Source organism: Leptospira meyeri, assembly GCF_004368965.1.
In the GTDB taxonomy this organism is placed as follows: Bacteria; Spirochaetota; Leptospiria; order Leptospirales; family Leptospiraceae; genus Leptospira_A; species Leptospira_A meyeri.
On the sequence record NZ_SORO01000001.1, the window covers coordinates 1014251 to 1037410 of the forward strand.

At 39.4% G+C, this 23160-nt stretch carries 20 protein-coding genes and 1 pseudogene; 4 read left to right on the plus strand and 17 right to left on the minus strand.

All coding sequences use genetic code 11. The annotated features are described in order from the left end of the window. Nucleotides 1-43 precede the first annotated feature (43 nt). On the minus strand, nt 44-1303 hold the full coding sequence (locus tag CLV96_RS04780) for an EAL domain-containing protein (RefSeq protein ID WP_004788617.1): 1260 nt from the start codon (nt 1301-1303) through the stop codon (nt 44-46). A 190-nt stretch (nt 1304-1493) separates the two neighbouring features. Then, on the minus strand, nt 1494-1658 hold the full coding sequence (locus CLV96_RS19790) for a hypothetical protein (protein WP_002973824.1): 165 nt from the start codon (nt 1656-1658) through the stop codon (nt 1494-1496). Nucleotides 1659-1737: 79 nt separating this feature from the next. Here CLV96_RS19790 and tmk point away from each other — a divergent pair, with 79 nt between their 5' ends. Continuing rightward, nucleotides 1738-2343 carry a dTMP kinase gene (tmk, locus tag CLV96_RS04785; protein WP_004788878.1) on the plus strand — a complete coding sequence of 202 codons (606 nt, stop codon included), beginning with the start codon at nt 1738-1740 and terminating at the stop codon, nt 2341-2343. Here the strand turns inward: tmk and CLV96_RS04790 are convergent. The 9 genes from CLV96_RS04790 to CLV96_RS04830 all read right to left on the minus strand — a co-directional run bounded on the left by CLV96_RS04790 (nt 2340) and on the right by CLV96_RS04830 (nt 12343). Then, nucleotides 2340-3227: a class I SAM-dependent methyltransferase gene (locus tag CLV96_RS04790; RefSeq protein ID WP_004788919.1), complete on the minus strand. Its 888-nt coding sequence runs from the start codon at nt 3225-3227 to the stop codon at nt 2340-2342. The two genes, tmk and CLV96_RS04790, sit on opposite strands and share 4 nt — an antisense overlap. A gap of 7 nt (nt 3228-3234) precedes the next feature. Continuing rightward, the gene (locus CLV96_RS04795) at nt 3235-4089 is read right to left on the minus strand and encodes a metal ABC transporter permease (protein WP_020777811.1); all 855 of its coding nucleotides are present in this window, start codon (nt 4087-4089) and stop codon (nt 3235-3237) included. After that, a complete protein-coding gene (locus CLV96_RS04800; protein WP_040917596.1) occupies nt 4082-4795 on the minus strand; it encodes a metal ABC transporter ATP-binding protein in 714 nt (237 codons plus the stop codon). The genes CLV96_RS04795 and CLV96_RS04800 overlap by 8 nt, the downstream gene beginning before the upstream one ends. After that, a complete protein-coding gene (locus CLV96_RS04805) occupies nt 4773-5708 on the minus strand; it encodes a metal ABC transporter substrate-binding protein (protein WP_004789172.1) in 936 nt (311 codons plus the stop codon). Before CLV96_RS04805 ends, CLV96_RS04800 begins: the two co-directional genes overlap by 23 nt. 26 nt (nt 5709-5734) lie before the next feature. After that, a complete protein-coding gene (locus tag CLV96_RS04810) occupies nt 5735-7090 on the minus strand; it encodes a TonB-dependent receptor (RefSeq protein WP_004788986.1) in 1356 nt (451 codons plus the stop codon). 22 nt (nt 7091-7112) lie between these two features. Beyond that, on the minus strand, nt 7113-7868 hold the full coding sequence (locus tag CLV96_RS04815) for a hypothetical protein (protein ID WP_004788404.1): 756 nt from the start codon (nt 7866-7868) through the stop codon (nt 7113-7115). A gap of 53 nt (nt 7869-7921) precedes the next feature. Next, nucleotides 7922-8878: an amidohydrolase family protein gene (locus CLV96_RS04820; protein WP_004788388.1), complete on the minus strand. Its 957-nt coding sequence runs from the start codon at nt 8876-8878 to the stop codon at nt 7922-7924. 43 nt (nt 8879-8921) lie between these two features. Next, on the minus strand, nt 8922-10679 hold the full coding sequence (locus CLV96_RS04825) for an acyl-CoA dehydrogenase family protein (protein ID WP_004788638.1): 1758 nt from the start codon (nt 10677-10679) through the stop codon (nt 8922-8924). A gap of 125 nt (nt 10680-10804) precedes the next feature. Next, nucleotides 10805-12343 carry a methyl-accepting chemotaxis protein gene (locus CLV96_RS04830; protein ID WP_004788386.1) on the minus strand — a complete coding sequence of 513 codons (1539 nt, stop codon included), beginning with the start codon at nt 12341-12343 and terminating at the stop codon, nt 10805-10807. Nucleotides 12344-12510: 167 nt separating this feature from the next. Between CLV96_RS04830 and zigA the strand changes: the two genes are divergently transcribed. Genes zigA through CLV96_RS04845 form a run of 3 tightly spaced genes read left to right on the plus strand, consistent with a single transcriptional unit; the run spans nt 12511 to nt 14893 of the window. After that, a complete protein-coding gene (zigA, locus tag CLV96_RS04835; protein ID WP_004788894.1) occupies nt 12511-13743 on the plus strand; it encodes a zinc metallochaperone GTPase ZigA in 1233 nt (410 codons plus the stop codon). Further along, nucleotides 13740-14276: a hypothetical protein gene (locus tag CLV96_RS04840; protein ID WP_004788522.1), complete on the plus strand. Its 537-nt coding sequence runs from the start codon at nt 13740-13742 to the stop codon at nt 14274-14276. Before zigA ends, CLV96_RS04840 begins: the two co-directional genes overlap by 4 nt. Further along, nucleotides 14273-14893, plus strand: a complete 621-nt coding sequence (locus CLV96_RS04845; RefSeq protein ID WP_004788442.1) for a DUF1826 domain-containing protein — start codon at nt 14273-14275, stop codon at nt 14891-14893. The genes CLV96_RS04840 and CLV96_RS04845 overlap by 4 nt, the downstream gene beginning before the upstream one ends. A gap of 35 nt (nt 14894-14928) precedes the next feature. Here the strand turns inward: CLV96_RS04845 and CLV96_RS04850 are convergent, their stop codons facing one another. The 6 genes and pseudogenes from CLV96_RS04850 to CLV96_RS04875 form a co-directional block, all read right to left on the minus strand. After that, nucleotides 14929-15732, minus strand: coding sequence for a type II CAAX endopeptidase family protein (locus CLV96_RS04850; protein ID WP_004788575.1), 804 nt, complete (start codon nt 15730-15732; stop codon nt 14929-14931). Nucleotides 15733-15774: 42 nt separating this feature from the next. Beyond that, entirely contained in the window at nt 15775-17346 is a 1572-nt protein-coding gene (locus CLV96_RS04855; RefSeq protein WP_004788870.1) for a HEAT repeat domain-containing protein, read from the minus strand. A gap of 112 nt (nt 17347-17458) precedes the next feature. Next, nucleotides 17459-18973: a di-heme oxidoreductase family protein gene (locus CLV96_RS04860; RefSeq protein WP_004788756.1), complete on the minus strand. Its 1515-nt coding sequence runs from the start codon at nt 18971-18973 to the stop codon at nt 17459-17461. Between the two features lie 26 nt (nt 18974-18999). After that, nucleotides 19000-20829, minus strand: a pseudogene (locus CLV96_RS20180) (RCC1 domain-containing protein). Between the two features lie 185 nt (nt 20830-21014). Then, nucleotides 21015-21692, minus strand: coding sequence for a hypothetical protein (locus tag CLV96_RS04870; RefSeq protein ID WP_004788429.1), 678 nt, complete (start codon nt 21690-21692; stop codon nt 21015-21017). Between the two features lie 11 nt (nt 21693-21703). Further along, nucleotides 21704-22999 (minus strand): SGNH/GDSL hydrolase family protein, encoded by a 1296-nt coding sequence (locus tag CLV96_RS04875; RefSeq protein ID WP_004789032.1) that lies wholly within the window; start codon nt 22997-22999, stop codon nt 21704-21706. Between the last annotated feature and the right edge of the window lie 161 nt (nt 23000-23160).

Consider the following 23160-nt stretch of genomic DNA (forward strand, 5'->3'; position numbering starts at 1 on the left):
TGAATGACATGATCTCAGATGAGAGGGATTTTCGCAAAACCTTTCAGGATCTTGAAACCACCACATCGATGAATAAAATCAAATTTTCAGAAAGATTTCTAGCAAATGTCCGTAACATCATCCGTTCGGATATGTCATGATACATTTGGGAAAGAGTCCAAGCATCCCGACTCGTTTTGGATTTGTGCAAATGTTCAAAAAAATATGGGCGAAAGGACCAGTTTTTTCCAAGAAAGGAATAGTCCGGTTCTATATTCCCTGTATTACCACGGGAATAATTAGGAGAAACCTGGAACCCAAGCGGACTTGTGATGTACATCCGAAAAAAATCCCCATCTCCAAAAACATTGGTTTCAAATCCACCCTTCCATTCCCAAATTCCATTCTCTTCCGTAAATCCCATCATGATTTCAGATAGTTTATCCTTCCAAATAGTCTCCCATTCAATTTGGCGATTCATCTCCGATTGTTTTCGGGCATGAAAGTATTCTAAAGAAGATTGCATTTCAGTTCTATAATCAAATCGTTTTGCAAATAGTGGTTCTGGTTTGGCAAAATAAAAACCCTGGATGTATCTTGCTCCGTAATTCAAAGCATTGTAAAGTTCATCTTCCGATTCAATTCCTTCAAATAGTAAACTACTTCCCAAAGATTCTCCCAACTTTGATAAGTTGAGTAAAATTTCTTTGAAGTTTCTTGAGAATGTTGACCTTCTTAACATCTGTAAGTCGACTTTAATAATTTCTGGATGAAAGAGACCAATTCGATCTAAATTACTTGCTTCCGACCCGGCATCATCCACAGCAATAGAGAATCCTTCTTGTCGGTATAAATTAAGAACGGGACGTAATAACTCTAAATTATGTGGGAATCTTTCTTCCGTAATCTCAATGACTATCCGTTCTGGGTCCACTCCAACTTCTCTCACCATCCGAATGGTTTGTGGGAGTGTTGTTTCCAATTGTAACAATGTATGGTACATTATGTTCGGAGATATATTTAAAAATAACTTGGTTTCTGCAGGTGCTTCTTTTGCAAATTTTTGTAAGGCAGCATAACGGATTTCTTCATCGACTTTCTTTTTTAAGAAAAAAATTTCATCGTAACCAAAGGTTTGAGATAAAAAGAATTCTCCTAGGCTTACCAGTCCTTCGGGAGTGGAAAGACGACCGAGGAGTTCATAACCGTAAATGCCAGTGGATTCCGACGAAAGGATGGGTTGGAAAACGGGAACGAGGGTTCCGCCAGACAACCATTCTTTCCAATCGCGCAGAAGCTGATGACTTTCTCTTTCTGTAATCATAAATAGATACAATCTTTTAATGCAAGATCAGTACCAATAAGCATTGTAGGGAATTTTACTGCAATATGCCCAATTAAAAGGCAACAACGAACACGGGAGGAAGAAAAACGCTAAATTTGCTTATTAATTAAGCGGAATGATAAAAAAAACCACCCAGGTTGCCCAGGGTGGTTTCTGATTTGAGTAGAAATTATTTAATATCTCTAGCTCTTGTTTTGAATGAATCATCCAATTTTGGTTTTTTGGAAGGTTTTGGTTCTTCCACAACTGGCGTTTGTTTAACTTCTTCAGAGGCACAGTTAATCATAAATACAGCCAAAAAAGCAATGATCAGCATAGACGAAATTTTTTTCATGTTTTTGCTCCTTAGACTAAATTGCCGAGTTTAGTAAATAAGTCGAGGAAAAAACGACCATTCTTAAAATGGAGGGGATATGCCCCAAAATAATCAGTTCTTTGTCTTTGAAGGGATCGATGGATCCGGGAAAACCACTGTCTCTCGAATGGTATCGGAAGCACTTTTAACAAAATCCATTCCAAACCTTTGGCATAGAGAGCCAACAGACAGTGTGCACGGAAAAAAAATCAGAGAGTTCCTACAAGGAAAACTCAAACTGACAAAAGAAGAACAGATAGAAACCTTTATTGCTGATCGTGAGTGCTCGGTCAATGAAGTCATCTTACCAACGTTAAAGAGTGGTAAATCAATTGTACAAGATCGCTATTATTTTTCCACTGCCGCTTACCAAGGTAGAGATGAAGAACATGCAGCCGACATCTTATATAAAAATGAGGATAGAGGATTTCCTGAACCCAACCGAGTTTATTTTTTAGATCTTTCACCGGAAGAGGCACAAGAACGTAGAACAAGTCGTGGTGGTAAGGAAGAAGTATTTGATGTCGATTCGGAACAGGCTCGCATCTACCAAAACTATTTGGCAATTTTACCAGAATCTACGATCTTCGTAGATGCCACAGCAGAATTGGAGGAAGTGGTTGCTTTCTGTGTTGAGGATATTTTAAAATCTCTCGAAGGTTAGTTCTCCTTCTGTACCATATACACCATCATATCACCTGACTGAAACCACTTTACAAGTTGGTCCATCACACGTTTCCGGAGTTTGAAAAATAAACTGGCTCCGGCGCGTGAGGTCATTCCACTTCCATAGGTAAAAGATACTGGTTTCTCAAAACCCAAACTCAGAAGTAAATTTTTTAATCCCTTATAGGAATAATAATATAGATGTTCAGGAACATTGAGATACCGCCAATTTTTCCCACCAAGTTTTGCAAGTAAGCCGTAACGACAGGTGGATAAAATCAGCACCCCACCAGGTTTTAAATGTTTTTGAATCTTTTTTAAGGTTTCCTTTGGTTTGTGAAGGTGTTCGATCGTCGCCCATAGTGTGATGACATCAAATTGATTTTGGAACTCCATGTCCCAATCTAAAAAGTTCTCTTGGAAGATATTTAAGTGTAAGGTTTCTCTCGCAAAACGAACGGGACCATCGGCAATTTCAATACCAAAAGCATCGTATCCACGTTCTTTTTGGTAAGCAACAAAGTAACCAGCCGCACATCCAATGTCCAAAGAAGACAGTTTTTCCCCTGGTAACAAATGAGAATTACGATCTCTCTCCCAAGAAAAAAAATCCAAATCCTTTAGATTGAGTTGGAAGACCCGAGCAATCTCTGTCCGAAGTTTTTCGGAATAATAATTGTCATACCCTCTTTCTGTCCGTTGAGTAAAATAAGAATCGTCGTAATACTTTTTGACAGCCATAAAATCCGGTTGGGGGTTCACTTGAACGAGCCCACAAGAAACACAAGAGACAATTGAAAACGATTCACCCAGTGGGCTTTCTTTTGTAAAAATGGGACGGAAGCGGTTTTCACCGCAGCTATTGCAAGGGATTAGTTCCACATACTATTTATCGGACAGATTTGGAAAAAACGGAAGTGGTTAGAAATCGAATCAAATGGAGAAAAAAAGCCAATCCGCAGAGAACAAGGATGATACTAGATGAGGTTGGAAAATAAATCATTTCCCCATTTCTTTCAATTCCGACAAGTGAAATCAAAAATCCAGAGATAGTGGAAAATACAGAAAACAATACACAAACAACTGTTAATAGTTTTAAAGAACGAATGAGTGGGAGAAGTGCAAAGACTGGTAAAATTAAATGGGCAATGCTATAAAAAGTTCCGAGTAAATTGACGGCAACGGTAAGAGAGGCAGCCAAAATGATATAAAACAAAAGATCAAATGGAAGAGGATTTCCCACTTGGATTTTGTATTCGTCCCGATCAAAACTAATAAAAAGAAAACGTCTGAAAAAACTTAGGTAAAGGATAAAAAAGAAAATAGCGATGTAAATTCCAAAGGAATTTGTCCTAACTTGTGAAGTTAAAATATCCCCAAAAAATGCAGCCATCAAATGATTTTGGACATTCCCACCAAGGGACAACATGACTTGCGAAGCCGCAGAAAAGAATACAAAAAGAATTCCAAGGATGACCTCTTCTTTCATCCCTCTCAATTTTCTTACATACAATAGTGGAAAAACTAACACAGAAGAGAATAGAATGGGGAAAATTTCTCCTGGCCATTCCATAAACAAGGATAAGGCGACAGAAAAAGTAACAGCTTGGGATAATGTGACACCAAAAAAAGTCATACCTCTGAGTACGATCAAAATTCCGAGAACTGATAAAAGGGCACCCACAAGGCTACCTACAAGGATTTGAGGTAAAAATAAAGTCCAATTAGAAAGTATATTAGTCATGGTGGTGGCAGTTTGGCGGCCTTTCTCCACTGGTGATATTATAGAGTTTTCCTTCGTCTATTTCAAAAATTTCATCAAACCCAAATCCCCAATCATGTTCTAAACTATGAGTGATAAAAAAAAGGGATCTGTTTCCTTCCTTTAGATATTCGGATAAAACTGTTTGGAAAAGTTCTCTAGCATTATGATCCAAGGAATCCATTGGTTCATCTAAAAAAATCAAATTGGCTTTTGTGAGGAGGGAACGAAGGATTAAGACTTTTTGTAACTGTCCCCCACTACAGAGAGAGATTTGTTTTTTTAAATACGAACTAACGCCTGTTCTTTCAATAAGTGCCAAATCTTCACTCGAAAATTTCTTTTTCGGTAAAAAGCTAAGTCCAATATTTTTTGGCATCAGAAGTACATCTTCCACTCGCAAAGGAAATTCAAGAGACATACGTTTGGCTTGGGGTACATAGGAAGTGGTAAATGTTTTTGAAAAAGATATGGTTCCAGAGAGTGGGGGCAAAAGTTCTGTCAACGTACGAAAGAGTGTGGTTTTTCCAGCACCATTTCCACCGACGAGAGCATAGGTTTTTCCAGAATGGACCTGCAAATGGATATCGGAAACCACTGGAAATTCCCTTCTATATCCGACACAAAGTGCGTCAGTATGAATCAATGAAACAGGAGATTCTAGATTATTTGGTTTTATCGCTTGCATCTCGTATTTTTTGTAACATCAGTCGCAGGGTATCTTCGTAAGTGAGAGCCTCTGGACTACCTCCGACAGAAACGGGTAAAGTGACAACAACGCTCCCCGGAACCTTCGAAGATACATACTCAGCATACTTTGGATTATGATAAGGACCAATCAAGATAATTTTTATCTTTTCTGCAGTCATATAACTGATGACCTGATCCATATAACGAACAGAAGGTGGAACTCCGGGTCTTTCTTCGATGGTTAAATTCGCATTGAATTTAAACCGGGAAGCCAAATACACAAACTGGTCATGAAATACGGCTACCTTCAAACCAAAATAGGGTTCCATTTTTTTCATTTCTTCTTTTGTGAGTTGGATGAGACGTTTTTTGAAGGTGTTAAAATTCCCTTCGTAGTATTCTCCGTTCAAAGGATCAACACGGGTGAAAGCATTTTTTATATTTTGTGCCATCTGGATCGCATTAATGGGATCATTCCAATAATGTGGATTCCCATAAATATGCATATCCCCCATAGAACGATCCATCATCACCGTTGGTTCCCCAAGAATTTTTACTCCAAAGGAAGTATCACAATATCCCGGTTGGCCTTTTTGGATTTTGATATTGCGGGATTGTTGTTGGAGGTAAGGAATCCAACCAATTTCTAAATCAAGACCAATCACACAAAGAACATCTGCTTCGCTGAGTTTGACAAGGAAGTCGGGTCTTGTCATGACAAAATGTGGATCATCGGTTCCTCGAATCATTCCGGAAACTTCCGCCCTATCACCGGCTATTTGTTCGGCGATGTATTTGATATCGGGAAGACTTGTAACAAGAGAAACCTTTGCAAACAATGGTGTGCCGACAAAAAGGGCAAATAATAAAATAGAAACGAATCGATTGACAATCATAAATGTAAAACGCATTGGATTTAGAACTCCTCTTCTTTTCCTTAATAAGTATGTGCTGGATGAGAACCTAATACGGCAACTGTTTGGACATAAAAACGATATTCTCTGACTTCTTCATTTGTTGCTTTTGAATAATCTTGAATGTATCTTCTTTCCACAGAACCTCTTACCTTTCCAAATTCCGAACTGTGAAAGGTCATCTGGAATGATTGGGCCTCAATGGCATTTTTTGCAGGGTCGCCGTTTTGATCGACCAGAGACTTATCTGTAAAATAATCATAACGAAACCCAATAGACCATAATTGGTGGAATTTAAAATCTAAAAATGCATAGGCACCCCACTGGTCTTTGGAAGGAGCTTTCGTTTTTTGAAATGTTATGGGATCAAGATTGGAAGGAAAAATTTCTTGTTGGTACCAACCTTCTCCCATTAGCATAATTTCACTTAAATTTGATCGGTTCCAACGGAGCACTGCATCCATCCCGTATAAAAGCCTTTGGTTTTTTCTTTCCGCTGTGGGTTCAAATCGAATTCCAGAAAATCCAAATTGAGTTCCCCAATTGTTACCAAAATAATAAAAATGTTTTAAGTGGGCATATAACAATGGATTATTTTTTTGGATTCCTCCATCATGAGAATGACCCCATTTCCTTCCATTTGTAGCACCTAACACAAGTTCTTGTGTAATCCATTTCCAAGGAAATAGAATACTAAATTCTGCACCAGTATCTATAGCAGATTCCCATCCAATGAATTTTTCATGAACAATCGGAGTCATAGTAAAGGCTCGATCATGAGCATGGATTTTATTCAATCTGCCCACATCTATGAACATCTGGCCTGCTTTGAGCGAGGTATTAAAAGGTAAAAAAGGAAATTGAACCCAAGCCTCATGGACTTCAAAAAAATACTTACCATTTTCACCATGAGCAGCCCCAATAAAATTGGCACGCATCCATTGGTCAACAGCACCATTAAACCCAAATTCGGCGGTGCGAATGTCTAACTGGTTGTCAATTCGTTCCCCAGTTCCCCTTGGTTTGTTTCTGTCCCAAGCACCAACAATATCAATGGCAGCATAAGCATCCATCATAAGATTTTGGGCCGAACGATTGATTTGTTGGTTCGATTGAACTGGCGATGTGATCCCTCGACTTCCTTCGGTTCCCTTTTCTCGTTTTTCTTGGTCTAATAAATCCTTTTCTAAATCATCTTCCCAATCAGAATTCGATTCCTTTGTTTTAACAGAAGATTCCGCATTTTTTTTGTTAGCTGATCCTTTCTCAAACAATTCCTTTTCCCATTCTGAAGTTTGGGCAAAAAGAATCACTGAAAATAGGAGGGAGAACAATACTCCCCCCATTTTGAATTTTGAAAAACGAAAATTTGGTTTCACGTTAGTTCTTTCTTATTAATTTTTACTGTAAGGAACCAGCCGTTCCAATGACAGTAGAATAAATGGTAATAGATTTGATGACTGCTTTATTGATTTTTAAACCAACTCGGTCTCCTGTAAAGCCTGTAATCACTGCATCTTCTTCTTCAAATTCATAAGCAGAGCGATTGACCGAATTACAAGCACTGGACCAGCCAAAAATATGTGCATTCGCATTTTCTTTATGAACTTCGATACAAACTGTCTTTTCGATCCCTACAGAAGAGGTCCAAGCAATGCTTGGTGTGGTGACAAAAGCGGAGGGAGTGGAACCATTCAACCACTGCGCCTGCGTTGGAGAGAACTGAACACCTGGGCCGGCAAAACTAGAAGTGGATTGGACCAAAGCATCCACCAAAGAATCTCCTTGGTTCATCAAATATGTAATTTCAATTCCCGCTTTCGAATCATTTCCTGAAGTGGAAAGACTGGAAGCATTGGTAATAATTGTCGAGGCGAGACTTGTTCCCTGGATTCCTGCATTGAACGTAACCCCACTAGAGGTAAATCCAAATGCCCGTAGTACAGAGGTTGGGTCGCCAGAACATCCAGTAAATAAATAACGAGTGCCATTTCCTGCTGAACCGGACACGGCACTTGGCCCACAACTTGGGGAAGCAAACAAGGCAGCAAACAAAGCATCCGTATTGTCTTTTTTATCTCGGGACTGAAACAGTTCAGCACAATTCAAAATAGAGAAACTGAGAACAGAAAATAGAAAAAATTTAGCAAATTTCATAAATACCTCTGTTGGCCCATTATTTGCAACACTGTTGCAAATGCAACCACGTTTCATTTAAAAAATAAGTTTTCTGCGTTTTGTTGTAGGATTTTTTGTTTGGCCCGGTCGCTAATCGGTAGATCTAAAAAACGTGTGATGGGATGGTTTAGATTATAGGGAATGTTCGGAAAATCCGACCCAAAGTAAATTTGATTCTGGTATTTTTCCAGATAAAAAACTGCCGCATCCACATCTTCTTTTCTCCCGGTCGCAAGAAAATCTACAAAGACCATTGTGGTATCAAGACCTAAGTTAGGAAAACTTTCCAATAACGAAGCATAGGCGGAGATTTCATGAGCTCCCATATGAGCGACAATGATCCGTAACTTCGGATAGGTTTGGAGAAAAGGTTTAAAAAATTGGATCCCTGTAAACTCACCGGGAAGTGGTGCCGTTCCTGTATGGATGAGGATGGGGATTTGTTTTTCCTGTAAATATAAAAAGGTGTCGGCAAGTTCAGGAGTGTTTAAATTGAGTTTAGAGACTTCGCAGTGGAGTTTGAATCCACAAAATTCATACTCTTCCACTGCCTTTTTTACATACGTAAGAACTCCCTCTTCGGGATAAAAAGTTCCAAAGGGAACGGCTCCTTTCCATTTTTTATAATTAGCATAAGTCCAATCATTTAATGGAGAAGCCATACCTGCTTTATGAGCATAATTTAAAGTAGTAAACCGTTCGATCCCATTGTGGTGAAGTCGTTCCACTCTTTCCCTTTCTGGTAACCGGTATCCGATCGCCCAGTTCACGTTATCAAACCAACGCCAAATCAGTTTCATTACCGTTTCTGGAAAAAAATGAGTGTGGATATCGAAAATATAAGGAATTCCTAAATCACGAATGCGTATTTTGTGGTCAGGGTTTTCGGAATCTAAAATGGGAGGAAATGAATCTCCTCTCCAAGAAAATGGAGAAGAGAGGCGAATGTCTGGTTTGTTGGAAGACTTGATACCTTCCCCTTCTTCCATAAAACATGCGTAACAAGGAAGAAGAGGATTTGAATCTACTGGTTTAAGCAGTGATTGGAGCTTTTTTCTTTCCACGAATCTTTGTTAGGTTTGAAGCAAGGATTGCCGAACTATCAAGGATATAGGCATCTGTGATCGACTTTCGATAGTTTCTTCTTTCTACCTTAGAACGACCAATACTTCTTTCGAGTAACAAACTATTGTGGAAACGAGCTGCAGACTCTACGACTTCAAAGGCCAATTCTTCCCGAAGCGGAGTGGAATCAATTTCCGCATATTCAGCCACAACGGTTTCAAATTGTTTGAATAGGTCGTTTAATCCTTGGCTAGATGCAAAAGTTGCCATTTCCGATTTTAGGTATTCACGGTAAATACCCGTTTCTGTCATCCCTGAAACAATCCCACCAATACAAGCTACCGTTTGTAATTGTGTCGTTCCTTCATAGATATTGGTAATACGAACATCACGGTAAAGTCTTGCTACATCATAATCTTCTGTATAACCTGATCCACCGTGGATCTGCATGGCATCATAAGCCACAAGGTTTGCCATTTCTGTGATGTAGTATTTGGAAAGTGGAGTGAAAAGAGAGGCAAGTTTTTCCCATTTTTTGAAAGACTCATCTTTTTTGATGTCTTTCTCAGAAAGACCTTTCATCTTTCCTCGTTCTTCTTTCCAACGATATTGGTCTACGGCAAAACTTGCTTCGTAAAGAATACAACGCATGGCAGCCACTTCTCGTTCCATACGTTCCAACATTTTTTTCACTGCAGTGATGTTGTTAATGGTTTTTCCAAACTGCACTCTTTCTTCTGCATACTTTTTTCCTTCGAAGAAAGCTGCAGTGGCAATCCCCATTGCTTGGGCCGCAATGTTGAGGCGAGCTTGGTTCATCATGGCCATTGAGTATTTGACAAGACCTTTTCCTTCTTCCCCAATCAGAATCCCTGGACTGTTTTCAAACACCACTTCGCAAGTAGGAGAACAATGAAGTCCCATTTTCTTTTCAATGGAAGCTACAAATACATCTTTGGAGTGAACTAAAAAGAAAGAAAGTCCACGAGCACCACTTGTCGTAGTTCCTGTTCTCGCAAGTGTGAGGATGATGGAAGGAGCGTTACCAAAACCACAAGCGTGAGTGATGAAACGTTTGGTTCCTGTGATCTTCCAAGTTCCGTCTTCACCTTTAACAGCTTTGGTTTGTAAATTAGGAAGGTCCGATCCGTAGTTTGGTTCAGTCAGAGCCATCGCACCACAAAGTTCTCCAGCTGCCATCTTTGGAACAAATTCATGGATCATTTCTTCTGTCCCGAATCGTTCTACCGTTTCTGCTAGGTTCATACAACCAAGAGTGATGGCAAGGGATCCGTCTCCACGAGAAACACATTCAGATAACATCGATTGTACGACAGAAGGTAACCCTAGTCCACCATAATGTCTGTGGATTCCGTATGGAAGGAGTCCGGCCGATTTGATTTTTTCAACGACATCTAACATAGATTTGGGGAATCCAACTTGGCCATCTTTGTATTTGAGACCTTCTTCATCCATTTGTTTAGCGATTTGAGAGATATCGTTTCCGGCAATGTCCCCACCTGCTTCTAAAGTAGAACGATAGAATTCAATGGCGTCTTCATAGTTTCCCGGAGCAAAAGCGAGTTCTTCCTTTCCTGATTTTTGGTATTCTGCAAAGTCTTCAAAACCTTGTTCGTATTGGTCAACTACCTCGTTCCAAGGTGTAAGGGAATCAAAATGATCAATTAGGTCATCGTTATCATTAAAATAGTTATTCGAAATCATAGAGTCGGCTCCTAAATAGGACTTTCACTCAAAGATCAAAGAGGTGAGAAGAATTACAAATAGTTTTCCCATCTCAGGACCTGAACGAAACGGACAGCCGTTAAGTTAATGGTGTTAGACAAGGATCATTTGATACGGTTTGCCAATCCTTGAATGTCTTCAATATGCTCAGCAAGAACTCTCGTGTTTTCTGCGACTACTTGGACATCTTTTTCTATACTTTGTGCCGCTCTCATCACCTCTTTATTTTCAAGGGATTGGTCTTTGGCAATGGATTCCAACTGGGAGGACAACACCTTTAGCTCCTTCTGTGATTCTAAAACACGAGCATTTAATCTTTGCAAGTCGATAAATTTTTCATTAAAACTGATCACCTTATTTTGAATTTTACTCATTTCATTTTTTTGATTTAATGCCATTTCGTTTGCGTCTTTTGCCGAAACATTTCCTTTGAGTAAATCCGATTTCGATTTAAGAATCGTTTTGGAAATAACACTTGCGTTTAGCGCAGAATTTTCTGCCAGTTTTGCAACTTCTTGGGCAACAACGGCAAACCCACGACCATGTTCTCCTGCTCTTGCAGCCTCAATGGAGGCATTGAGGGCTAGAAGATTGGTCTGGTCAGCAATTTCTTTCATAATTTGGTTTACATCTTCCACCTTCTGGAAACTATTACTTACCTCACTTAAAACAGAATTTAAGTTTTCCATCGAATTTGTTACTAAATTACTAAATTTAGAGGATTCGTTGATTTGGCCAGAAATGATATCAATCTCTACTCGAACCGTTTTAACGATTCCCTCTAAGGTGTGGCTTTCTTCATTTAAGGTTTCTATTCGATTGTATTGGTCTTTTACAAAAGTAAAAGAGTTCTCCGTAGATTGTGAAATTTTTGTTAACGAAGCTGAAATTTCTTCAATGGAAGCAGCTTGGTTTTGAACAAGGCTATTTAAATCATCAGCAAACACTTTTAAGGCGGCAACGGATTGATTTAAATTTTCTCCAGTTTCTACCAATGCCTCTTTTTGTGTTTCCATCACTTTAGAATGTTCTTCAGAAGTTTTTTTCCCTTGGACAGCTTCGTCTCTAATCGAAGTGAGTAACCTCACCATTTTTGCAATCGCGACAGTAGCCATTCCCAAAAAGAAAACTTTCACAATTTCCACAGGTAAAGAAATTGCATAAGCCATTTTATGTGTATCATTTCGATCCACAAACTCCATTCCTGAAATACCAGCAAAAACCAAAGATCCAATTTGCACTAATGTTAAGAAAAATCCTATGATATAGGTTTGTTTTGAAGAAAAAAGAAAACCCGAATATAAGAGAATAAAAAAGGAAATAATATAGTTCACACCGTCTTTTAAAGCAGAAGATGCAATATCTAAGTCCATAAGACTTTGTCCTAAGGTGTTAGAACCTATGAGTAGGATATCCACAAGCACAAACCAAAAGGCACGAGGATCTTTCCCTTTTTTTAATAACAAAAACTGTGTCAATGCGACCATTCCGTAAAAGAAGGTCGTAAAAAGCATCATGATGAGTTGGTCTTTATGGAGTGAGCCAAGACTGCCTAGAATTCCTAAAATAAAGATAACAAGTAAAGTAGAGCGAATCGAATTGATGGTTTTTGTGGCCTTTAGGTAATACGGATCCAATTGCATTTCTAAAGAATTTGAACTTCATTCATAAAATGCAAGGATTTCCCTTAGAATGCGGAGAAATACTGGATAAAACCCTCTCCAGGAATTGATGCAACAAAATTGCATTTAAGGTTGACGGAATTTCCTTACCAAAACAAATGCAACTATATTGCATTAAGGAAATTCGAATGACAGGAAAAATTCCCGTAACCGTCCTCTCCGGTTTTTTAGGAGCCGGCAAAACCACTCTACTCAACCACATCCTCGCAAACCGAGAGGGACTTCGTGTGGCAGTCATTGTAAACGATATGAGTGAAGTCAACATTGATGCAAGGCTCGTGGCCTCTGGTGGAAGTCTCAGCCGCACCAATGAGAAGTTAGTGGAGATGTCGAATGGTTGTATTTGTTGTACCCTTCGTGAAGATTTACTGATTGAAATCACAAAACTTGCCAAAGAGGGAAGGTTTGATTCCATCCTTATCGAATCCACTGGAATTTCAGAACCCCTTCCCATTGCCGAAACCTTTACATTTGAAGATGAAACAGGAGTTAGTTTATCAGATATTGTTACCTTGGATTCGATGATCACCGTTGTGGATGCAGTCAATTTTTTAAAAGACTTCCAAAGCCTAGACTCTTTAAGAGAACGAGAATTAGGTGCAGGTGATGAAGATGATCGGGACATTGTAGACTTACTAGTAGACCAAGTTGAATTTAGTAATACCATCATTGTAAACAAAATCAGTTTGTTATCCGAAGAAAAAAAGAATCGGCTCCTTACCATTTTACGATCCTTAAATGCCGATGCGGAAATAATATCTACCGATTATAGCAAAGTTCCCTTAACAAAGGTATTGAATACCGGGCGATTTGATTTTGAGAAAGCAAGTCAGTCCCCTTTATGGTTAAAAGAACTTCGAGGAGAACATGTTCCCGAGACAGAAGAATATGGAATCAAAAGTTTTGTGTATGGAAATAGACGTCCCTTTCATCCAGAACGATTTTACAAATGGTTGCATTCAGAAAAACCAGGCGTGGTTCGGGCCAAAGGATTTGTATGGATTGCCAGTAAAATGGATTGGGTTGTTTTGTATTCCCAAGCGGGAAACTTATCTTCCTACAAACCAGAAGGGTATTGGTGGGCCAGTATCCCTGATGAAGAAATCCCCGATGATCCAGAAGTATTTAAAAATTTACAGGCACACTGGCTGGAACCTTGGGGAGATCGGCGCCAAGAGATTGTCCTCATTGGTCGAGATATGGATGAAAAAAAACTACGGGCAACTCTCGATAAATGCCTGCTAAGTGATACAGAATATAAAGAAGGTCCTGATGGTTGGGCAAAGTTCGAAGATCCATTTCCCGATTGGGATTCTATGATAGAAGAGTCGGAAGCAATAGAGGATGAGTCAGACGTATGAAGGTTTATCTGGGGGACATGCCGGTAGAACTTACTGGCAAAAGACCCAAAATTGGACTTAAATGGTGCTACACGTTTCAATTTAAACCTGTTTTGAATACAAATTCTAAGTTTCCAAATTTGAAACGCAGAAAAGGTTTTTTCTTAATTTCGACTTTACCCAACGTTAAAAGTTACGCTTGTTCTACTCAAGTTTTAGACTTAGAGGAAGAAATAAAGAAAAGAAATATCTCTGCAAAGATCATTCATATCGCATCTGACGGAGAAACATCTTGGGATGATATAAAAAAACTCCATCCACATTTAAAGGCTTATGGATATACACTGAAGAGCTGTAAAGAAGATGATGTTATTAAACTTAAAAATATGCTAGGTATTGGAGTTATTGGTTCACATCGATTGGCCCATGGGTTGTTTGCCATTCAAGATGGAATCCTTATTTCAAGTATGATCCCAAAACAGCAGTATGGAGTCCCAAATATAAAAAAATTCTTAACTCAATTACAAAATCTGAAGGATTTCAAAAAAATATGAACTCAGTGTATGAAGTAATAGAAAACTTTAGTATATCAAACAATAAAGAAGTGTTATTTGATATCAACCGAAAAGGGATCAATATTGCTATTTGGAAACGAAGTCCTTCAAGAAACATTATTAATTATTTAGACATTCTTTCGAAAATCAAAAATTTTTCTCTTCAGATCAATTCCAAAGAAGTCCAGTCAATTGATAAATATCTTCCGATTCATTACAACCGAACTGTATTGGATTTTGCAAAAGAAATGTTACAACTTTCCAATTTATTTGCGATGGTCACTGGATTAAAAGAACACAACTTGCACATATCAACAATAGAAACTACACAGTGTCCGTTATATCACGTTGATTTTTTGTCTTATCGGATGATCTGTACTTATATCGGACCAAGTACGCAATGGATTCCAAATTTTAACGCAGATAGAAATCATCTTGGCTGTGGCAGAAACAATCATTTAGTAAAAGATTTTAGATTAGTTAGAGAAACAGAAAACTTTGATGTTATTTTAATGAAAGGAGATACACATCCTAATGACCCAAATAACGGATGCATTCATAAATCGCCCGAAATCATTAATGGCTCCCGTATTTTTATTAGAATTGATGGAAGTTAAGACTCAAAATTCAATTAACAAAACTGGCGCATTCCTTAATTTGTTTGCCTACCTACCTTGGATAAATTTTTCCACCCCGTCAAACCAAGTACAAACACAGCAAAAACAACGAGCAAAAACCCGGTGATGTTCATTATGTTTGTATCAATGGAGTCAGAAGTAAACACAATGTCTATGGCCCCGTGAAAAAGGGCCACCATAAGAATACTTCCTCTTGATGAATTATAGAGCCAGGTCAAAAGAATGGCTCCTGTAAACAAAGACATAAACCATCCGAAAATTCCAAACGCATCCATTGCCATAAAACCAGGACGATATAAAAAAAGCGGAGTGTGCCATAACGCCCATAAAAATGTAAGGATTACCGTTGAAGTCAAAGCATTCCATTTTTTTTGTAACTTCGGTAAGGCGTAACCTCTCCATCCAGTTTCTTCCCCAAATCCATAGACGATGAAATTGTATAAAAAGAAAGAAACAAAACCAAACTGGGGAAACTCAAGGCTTCCACCCAATCCATCAAAACTAAACTTTGAGCTACTAAAATAATTGATAGAAGTTGCGAAAACAAGAAGGACAAAGGGACTAAAAATCGCAATGAAATACCAAAACCAACTTACTTTCCACTGAAACATTCTTGAGAGTAGATCTTTTATACCTGCATTGCCATCTTCTAATTTGTTTAAAATAAACGCAGCAGACAAAGGTCCAAGCGCTCCCCATGCATGATGAAAAGGCAAAACCGGTAAAAAATAAATCCCAAACTTAGGCAAATACAAAGGAAGCCAAATGGTCCAAGAGATGAGGTACGCCAAAAAAAAATATAACACTAACGATTTCATATAATCTTTCCTATGATCTTAACAAAAAAACCAATTTAAAAATTATAAATTACCTTTGGATTTGGCCCACTCATTCCACTCTTTGGCTGTGCGAAATTTTTCTCCTGTCACAGCAGTGAGTGCATAGTAACTGAGTTTACGTTTTTCAGAATCATCACCGTTGGCATAAGCTAACAAAAGAGGAATGGATTTTTTATCTTTTCGTTTTGCAATTTCTTCCATCGCCGGCCTGTATACTTCGGCATTTTTTGATTTGGTTGCTTCTTCGATAATGAAACGAGCTTCTTCTGTAGGAATGAGTGCCACAGTAGATAGAATTTGCGGAGCCATTTTGGGCCTATCAGCTAACAAACTTTTGAGTTTGGGAAGGCTTGTTGGATCGGCGATAGAACCAAGAGCTTCCAAAGCATACACCATTAATTTGGCATCACCCATATCAAGTGCTTTGATGAGATCAGGAACTGCTTCTTTGGCACCAAGGATACCGAGAGCCCAAGCAGAACCATAAGGCCCTTCTTTTTCCCCAGATAACAAAACCTTTCGAAGGACGGGAATGGAAGTTTTGTCTCCAATCCAACCTAGGGCTTCTGCAAAACTATCTCGCTCAGGTGTAGAAGTTTTTTCTAATAATTCTTCGATTCGTATCCGTCCTTCCTTATACCTTTGTCTACCAACAATCTTTGCTGCACTTCCCCAATTTTTGGTATCCTTTCCATTTAACAGACCAAAGGCTAACTTGGCTGCTTCTTTCGATGGGATCGAACAAAGTACGTCAGTCGCATAAAGTTTCGTTTCCGCATTTTCAGAGTTTAGGGATTGGAAAACTTTTGTAATCACAGAAGGATTTCCAATTTCAATGAGAGCCATGGATGCATTTTCTTTTCCTTTGCTATAGGGAAGATTCAGTGCATTTACAAGAACTTCATTGGCATTTTTTGCTTTGATTCGTCCAAGTGCCAGATAGGCCGCAGCAAGGGTAGGAGATTCATCTTGAATTTTTGTCAAACTTAACAAATAGGATTCGGAGGCAGAAATTTTTAGTTTTCCTAGTGCCATCGCATAGGTTTTGTCTTTTTCCCTATCTTTGTTTTTTAAAGCCAAACTTAAAACTTGAGGTCCAACTGAATTGGCTCCGATTTGAACCAACGCATCCACAACTTGCAAACGAAGCGTAGGATTACTATCATCTAACAAAGGATAAATTCTATTTCCCACAGAAGGATCTTTCATACGAGTGAGAGCATCCAAATAAACATCTTTCGGATTTTCAGAATCTGACCACATCAAATTGGCAATCGTTGTGGAAGATGATTTGTCTTTTAAATCACCAAGAGCAATGGCTGCACCTGCGCGGACCCCAGGTTCCGAGTCTTTTAAAAGTTTTTTTAATTTTGGAATGGCGGAACGAAATTCCCGGCTTCCCAATTGGATTGTTGCTTGGGATCTTGTAAAAGGATCAGATGAATCAAGAGCTTCCAAAAGTGATTCTGTTGGTTGTTCTTCTGGCACTGTTTCCATGACAGGATTTGTATCCTCTTTTGTGGGAACGGGATCACAATTCAAAAAGAGAGTTAAGCTGAAAAAAAAAGAAAGAAAAATCCAAGTCTTTTGCATGCCAGACAAATTTAGAATTTAAAAAGCCTGCCTTCAAGTGTTAATTCATAAGGAATGAGTGAATTTTTAAGGTTCACACATTCCCTTACTCAGTTTTTTCTAACGAAAACAATTATAATGATAACAAAAATCGTATCAGACCTGCACGTTCTGATACATTCAGTGCTAAAAAATATTTTTTGCTTTTTTCTGCTTCTCCACCATGCCAGAGGATCGCTTCATCCAAAGTTTTAGCTCTCCCATCATGTAAATAACGAGCTTTTCCATTCACCGTTCCCAAAAGCCCTATCCCCCAGAGTGGGGCCGTTCTCCACTCTGTTTCTGTTGCTTCACCATCCGCTTTGCCATCACTTAATGCTTCACCCATATCATGCAAAAGAAGGTCGGTATAAGGACGAATGGTTTGATTGGCAAGTTGAGCAAAAGGAGTTTGATTTCCCGTTACCAGCTTTTCTGTATGACACTTGTGACACCCTGCTAGGAAAAAATGTTTTTTACCATTTAATATTGCCGTCGTATTTGGGTTACGGCGGACAGGTACTGCAACCAATTGCATATACTTTGTGATGGCAGTGATTTTATCTTCTGAAACCTCAGGTTTACCACCACCGATTGCATTGGCACATGAGGTTTGCGAAGATGAACAATTTTCGGAACCTAACATTGGACTTGTGATACCAATATCACCAGAAAAGGCCGCTGAATTTTGACGTTTGAGACTGGGAGCGTTTGCTTTCCATCCAAACCGACCAAGAGACTTCCCACTCCCAGAAAGATCCCAGATCCAATTGGGCATTCCAGAAATTCCATCTCCATCCAAATCCATTGGATCAGACCGACTTAAGATATTTTCTTCTGGTACCGATTCCAAAAGTCCAAGTCCTATGACCTGTTGTGTCAACCGAACAGAAGTTTTGTGATTTGGGTGAAGCGGACCGTAACCGAGCCCACTAAATACCAAATTTGGTTTTCTCAGAGAATAAGTATTACCATCCTGATATTTTCCATCAATAGTATCATATTCAAAATGGACAGTGCCTTCTGGAGCCACACCAGCGACTGCATTTGGTTGGAATTGAGTTCCATAGACTGGTTCAGGATCATTCCCTTTTGCTCCAACACCTAACCTTACCAAGGTGAAAACCAAAGGGTCTCCATCGTCTTCCACTGCCCTTCCGTTTCCTATATGACATCCCAAACAAGAATTTGTATGGAAGAAAGGTCCAAGTCCATCACGATCAGGAAGACTAGCCGAAAAACCTGCAGTCCACGGCACTTCAAATACTGCTTGGCCCACCGTAAAATCAGAGATTGTATTTAATGGCGAATTTTTTCCGAACTGGAGAAAAGCGCGGGCATCCGTCACAAAACTTGTCATTGCCCTTCCGCCCGAAAGTTCTTCTCCCTCTTCATAATCCCATGGGTTTCGGTTGGTTTGGACTAGCCCAAGTAAGGCCAAACAGGAACCATCTTCACATAATTTTTTCTCTTTCTCACATCCCATTACGGATGAGGAATAAACAATTTCGGATAACCCCACTCCTGTAGGACATGTATTTGTTTCAACAAATGCACATCCAAAATAGAAAGTGAATGATAGAAAAAATAGAATTAATAATTTTCTCATTTGCACCAATGAAAATCAAACATCAATTAATCGGGAATGGTGAGATAAATTGGTGTTGTGGCAGCCCAAGTTTCTTGGAGATCGGCACGACCAATGGAACCTTTAAAGTTCCAACCCCAACCATACAAAGATCCAGACTTTAAGATTGCGAAATTATGAAGTGCTCCACATCCAAAATACTGGATGTCCCTGACACCAACAACGATGTCTCCAGGAGTATACAATTTTGCCGGAGTGGTAAGTCCTGTTCCCAAATTCCCACTGGAATTGGCCCCCCAACCTTTTACTGTTCCGTCACTGAGAATGGCGAAACTTTGAGTTCCATTTGCCCATACAGAAACCACATTGTAAAGCCCTGTCACAAGTGTTGGAGTTGGAACCGGTGCAGGAGATCCAGTCCCACCAATCCCCAATTGCCCGCTCGAAGCAAGGCCCCAAGCATAAACAGTTCCATCAGTTTTGAGTGCGAGGATATGGTCTCTACCATTAGCAATATGAACAATCCCCGATAAAGAAGGAACTTTTTTGGGAGTTGAGTTTACTTCAGTCGATGTACCAATGACTCCATCTCCTAAATTCCCATATTGGTCTCTACCCCAAACATATACATCACCTGACTTTGTCAAGGCTGCCGAATGTTCTGAACCTGCAATTACTTGGATTACATCATTAGGTAATCCTATCACAGCCACTGGACTTGAAGAATAGGTTCCCGTTCCGCCGGCTCCATTTCCTAATTGACCAACAGAGTTCAAACCAAAGCTAACAACCGTTCCATCAGACTTTAATACAACTGCATGGTCATAACCGTAAACACCCATGACAGCATTTGTAATTCCAGGCACCTTTCTTGGAGGATTTCTTGGTCCGGCATCCGTGGCTGCAGTTTGTAAGTCTCCGGTATTTCCCATACCCAATTGGCCACTGCTATTGGCTCCCCAAGTCCAAACAGATCCGTCTTCTGTGATAGCAAGAGAATTGTTTTGATTGAATCCAAGGGAAACAACATTTGCGATTGTTGAAAGTTTGGTTATGGTTGGATTGGTAAGGTCACCTGTTGAAGTTCCCGATCCAAGTTGTCCAAAATTATTTCGACCCCAAGTGTATAGGCTTCCATTCACCACATAACCAGAGTGAGACCCTCCCGCAGCAATTCGATTTCCAAAATACGTTAGGATTGTTTTTTTAGCAGAAACTCCTACTTAGTTTGTACAATGGATTTGAATCTTGTTGGAACCAAACACTGGTTTGATGGAAAGAGAAGATGTGACCTCCCCTTTTCCGACATTAAAACTATTTTTTTCTGTTTTGTTTTGTAAAACTTGGCAAGTTAAAGAATCAGAAGTTTTTATATTCAGTGTCAGATCATAAGTTTTGACAATGCTTCCATCCTTGGGAGAAAGGATTTCAAATTTCGATCCGACTTGGCGTTCGTTGGCAAGAGATACGAGAAAAATTTTGTCAGTCAAATGAGAAATATCTTCAATGGAAGGTTCCAAGTTTTCCGCAGAAGAAATCTTAAACGATCCGAGTAATTTCCCATTAGCATCCTTCACTAAAATCTCAAAAGTTCCCGAACCTAAAGAAAGTTGCCAGCCTCCGGTTTCAGTTGTATTGGCAAGGGAACGTGAAGATGAGGAACGAAGATTTGCCGAAGTGGCCATCTCCAAACTGGCATTGGGAATGGGACTCCCTGCTCCGTCCGTAAGAGTCCCTGAAATTGTGGCAAGGTTGAGGCTAAAACCAAGCAAAGCGAGAGCACTCGGGTCAGCCTCTTTCGATTTGCATTGAGTTACCAAACTTAAAGTGATACAAGCAAACAAGAAGGACTTGAGGAAATTTCTGTTTTTGTTCATAGAATCTGTTCTCCTAAGAGGGTCGAGAAGGCACTGATACCGAGTCTCAAATTCATCTATTTTTTGAACGTCGTTCCTGTCAAGCACAGCGAAAATTTTTGAGTCAGGGGAGGAAAATGGAAGGGCAAAAAAAAAGAGGACATAAGGTCCTCCTTTTAACATTTAACGCAAGTTAGGAGAGTGGTCTACGAGTTCGGAACTTGGCTTCTCACCTCTTTTAAACTACTCAGTTCTTTTTTCCAAAGGCTAAGGTCTTTTTCAGCAGATTGTTTTACTTCTCCGGAAGGATGTTTGTTTTCGATCCAATACTCAACCATTTGGATTCTGGATTCCAATTCGTTGATCTTAAAATCAAAATAAGCTTTTTGGGTTTTGGCAGAAGGTCTTTCTGTAGCACCCGGCTCTTCCGCTGATGGTTTGTCTGACCATTTCTCTTTGGAAATAGAAGCAGAAATACTGGCATCCATTGCAGTGAAAGAATCCAACATCTCCAAATGTTCCTTCTCTTCCGACTCAGTCATTCGTGATTTAATTTCACGAGGAATGTAGAAATTTTTTGGATACTTGGCCGCAAAATCTCTCCATTCTTCTTTGATCTCTTCCTTACGATTAGGTTTTTTCTCTAAAGCAAACGGCCAAAGTACCTCAGCTTGTGCCAATTCCAATTCTTCTGGATTGGGAGCGTCGGCAAACTCTGGATCGTCAAACAACGACTTGGCGTGACTTTCTGTTTTTCCGAAATCGGAATCGGCGACTTCTGCCTGTTTGTTTGTTTTGTGAGATGAAAATTTCCATACCACAAAAGCAAACAACACTAAAAGAAATCCACAAACCGAAATGATACCTATAAACCGTTTGCTCATCGTTTAACCTCTTATGTAAAGATAGAAATTACCCAAGAAATTGCCTGACCAAAGATATTTTCTGTCAGGAATTTTTTTAAGTCCACAGGGTTTCTATTGAGTGAGTCATAATACCATGCAGTATATTCACTTACTTGCGGAATTGCGTATCCATAACGAGAGTTAATTGCTTTGATCAACTCATTAGCAAATAATGAATGACCATACATATTCGGGTGAACACCATCTAAACCGAAAACCCCAGGTTGGTTTGGAAGTGGCCAATTTGCTCTCGCATTTCCAGGAGACCATCCAGATTCACTACGAATCGGTCTTCCGTTTTCCTTTAAATCATCAAAAATCACACGCAAATCAGCAACGGCAAATCGCATTGTCGCAGCTTGCGCTTTGATTTCGTTATTTAACATATTCAAGAAAGTGGAAATTGTTGAGATCTCATTTGCATCCAATACTTGGTTTGGATCAGATACAGAATTTCTAAAGAAAGCTTTGAGTCCTGTATAGTTTGCTCGTCCATTTGGATCTTTATAGTTTTCCAAAAATGCAATGGCTGTTACGTTTGGAACAGTAAAAAGAACTCCACCTTGTAAACTTCCCATAGCAGACATTCTGCGGAAAAATTCACGGATATCTCTTTTGAATCTAGCTTCATCCAAACAGTCAGTAGATGTATGAAGGGCAGTACAAAGAACGTGGTTAGCTCCAGCAGATCCAAATAAGAAAGTAGGTTTTACTTTTTCCATTACTTGGGTTTGTGTTCCTGCATCCCGGAGACCAAATCGGTGAAACTTGTCTGGTTCTTGGCAATCTGCAACTGTGACCCAACGGTAAGTATACCAGTACCACTTTGCCCAGTACCATTCTTTTTCTTGTTTGGTGGCCGTGATGTCTTCACATTTACCAGAAGTCTTTAAGAGGCTTGTATACTCTGCTCCTGTAATCCCCGCATGTGTTGGCAAAGATACTGTGGAGCCATTTCCACCAATGATACTTTCAGCGATACAGAAAATACCGCAGTCCCATTTCAGTACATCCTCTAAGTTAACAAAAGGTCCTTTCAAAACATTGTAAGAAACAGAAGCACCAGCTTGTTTGCTCACAAGCACAGGGTATGCCCAATCTTGTGTTTTTTTCTCTACGGTGACCCCGAAGAAACCTTGGCTCAGGGAATCCCCGACAACCCCTACTCGTTGGAACATTTGGCTTTGCGTCTGCGCAGAGAGTGAGCCTGCGAAAACCAAGGACAATGCCAATCCTAGAATTCTATTTGTGTTCATATTTCCTCCCAATCGGAACATTTTTAACATATTTTAGACAATTGCCACATAATTAAGGCTTTTTGAACAAGTGTCAAATAATTTATTTCCGAACCATTGAGATTTTTTGAACAAAGTTCATTAACTGGTCAGAAGTTGGAGCTCTGATAAATATCAACCGGGACAAAAATAAAACCATTTGCTCTCAATAC

What these genes read in the sequence shown, in the direction of transcription:
- CLV96_RS04780 (WP_004788617.1), bottom strand. Translation starts at nt 1,303, where the DNA reads ATGATTACAGAAAGAGAAAGTCATCAGCTTCTGCGCGATTGGAAAGAA.
- CLV96_RS19790 (WP_002973824.1), bottom strand. Translation starts at nt 1,658, where the DNA reads ATGAAAAAAATTTCGTCTATGCTGATCATTGCTTTTTTGGCTGTATTT.
- tmk (WP_004788878.1), top strand. Translation starts at nt 1,738, where the DNA reads ATGCCCCAAAATAATCAGTTCTTTGTCTTTGAAGGGATCGATGGATCC.
- CLV96_RS04795 (WP_020777811.1), bottom strand. Translation starts at nt 4,089, where the DNA reads ATGACTAATATACTTTCTAATTGGACTTTATTTTTACCTCAAATCCTT.
- CLV96_RS04800 (WP_040917596.1), bottom strand. Translation starts at nt 4,795, where the DNA reads ATGCAAGCGATAAAACCAAATAATCTAGAATCTCCTGTTTCATTGATT.
- CLV96_RS04805 (WP_004789172.1), bottom strand. Translation starts at nt 5,708, where the DNA reads ATGCGTTTTACATTTATGATTGTCAATCGATTCGTTTCTATTTTATTA.
- CLV96_RS04815 (WP_004788404.1), bottom strand. Translation starts at nt 7,868, where the DNA reads ATGAAATTTGCTAAATTTTTTCTATTTTCTGTTCTCAGTTTCTCTATT.
- CLV96_RS04820 (WP_004788388.1), bottom strand. Translation starts at nt 8,878, where the DNA reads ATGGAAGAAGGGGAAGGTATCAAGTCTTCCAACAAACCAGACATTCGC.
- CLV96_RS04825 (WP_004788638.1), bottom strand. Translation starts at nt 10,679, where the DNA reads ATGATTTCGAATAACTATTTTAATGATAACGATGACCTAATTGATCAT.
- CLV96_RS04830 (WP_004788386.1), bottom strand. Translation starts at nt 12,343, where the DNA reads ATGCAATTGGATCCGTATTACCTAAAGGCCACAAAAACCATCAATTCG.
- zigA (WP_004788894.1), top strand. Translation starts at nt 12,511, where the DNA reads ATGACAGGAAAAATTCCCGTAACCGTCCTCTCCGGTTTTTTAGGAGCC.
- CLV96_RS04840 (WP_004788522.1), top strand. Translation starts at nt 13,740, where the DNA reads ATGAAGGTTTATCTGGGGGACATGCCGGTAGAACTTACTGGCAAAAGA.
- CLV96_RS04845 (WP_004788442.1), top strand. Translation starts at nt 14,273, where the DNA reads ATGAACTCAGTGTATGAAGTAATAGAAAACTTTAGTATATCAAACAAT.
- CLV96_RS04850 (WP_004788575.1), bottom strand. Translation starts at nt 15,732, where the DNA reads ATGAAATCGTTAGTGTTATATTTTTTTTTGGCGTACCTCATCTCTTGG.
- CLV96_RS04855 (WP_004788870.1), bottom strand. Translation starts at nt 17,346, where the DNA reads ATGCAAAAGACTTGGATTTTTCTTTCTTTTTTTTTCAGCTTAACTCTC.
- CLV96_RS04860 (WP_004788756.1), bottom strand. Translation starts at nt 18,973, where the DNA reads ATGAGAAAATTATTAATTCTATTTTTTCTATCATTCACTTTCTATTTT.
- CLV96_RS04870 (WP_004788429.1), bottom strand. Translation starts at nt 21,692, where the DNA reads ATGAGCAAACGGTTTATAGGTATCATTTCGGTTTGTGGATTTCTTTTA.
- CLV96_RS04875 (WP_004789032.1), bottom strand. Translation starts at nt 22,999, where the DNA reads ATGTTAAAAATGTTCCGATTGGGAGGAAATATGAACACAAATAGAATT.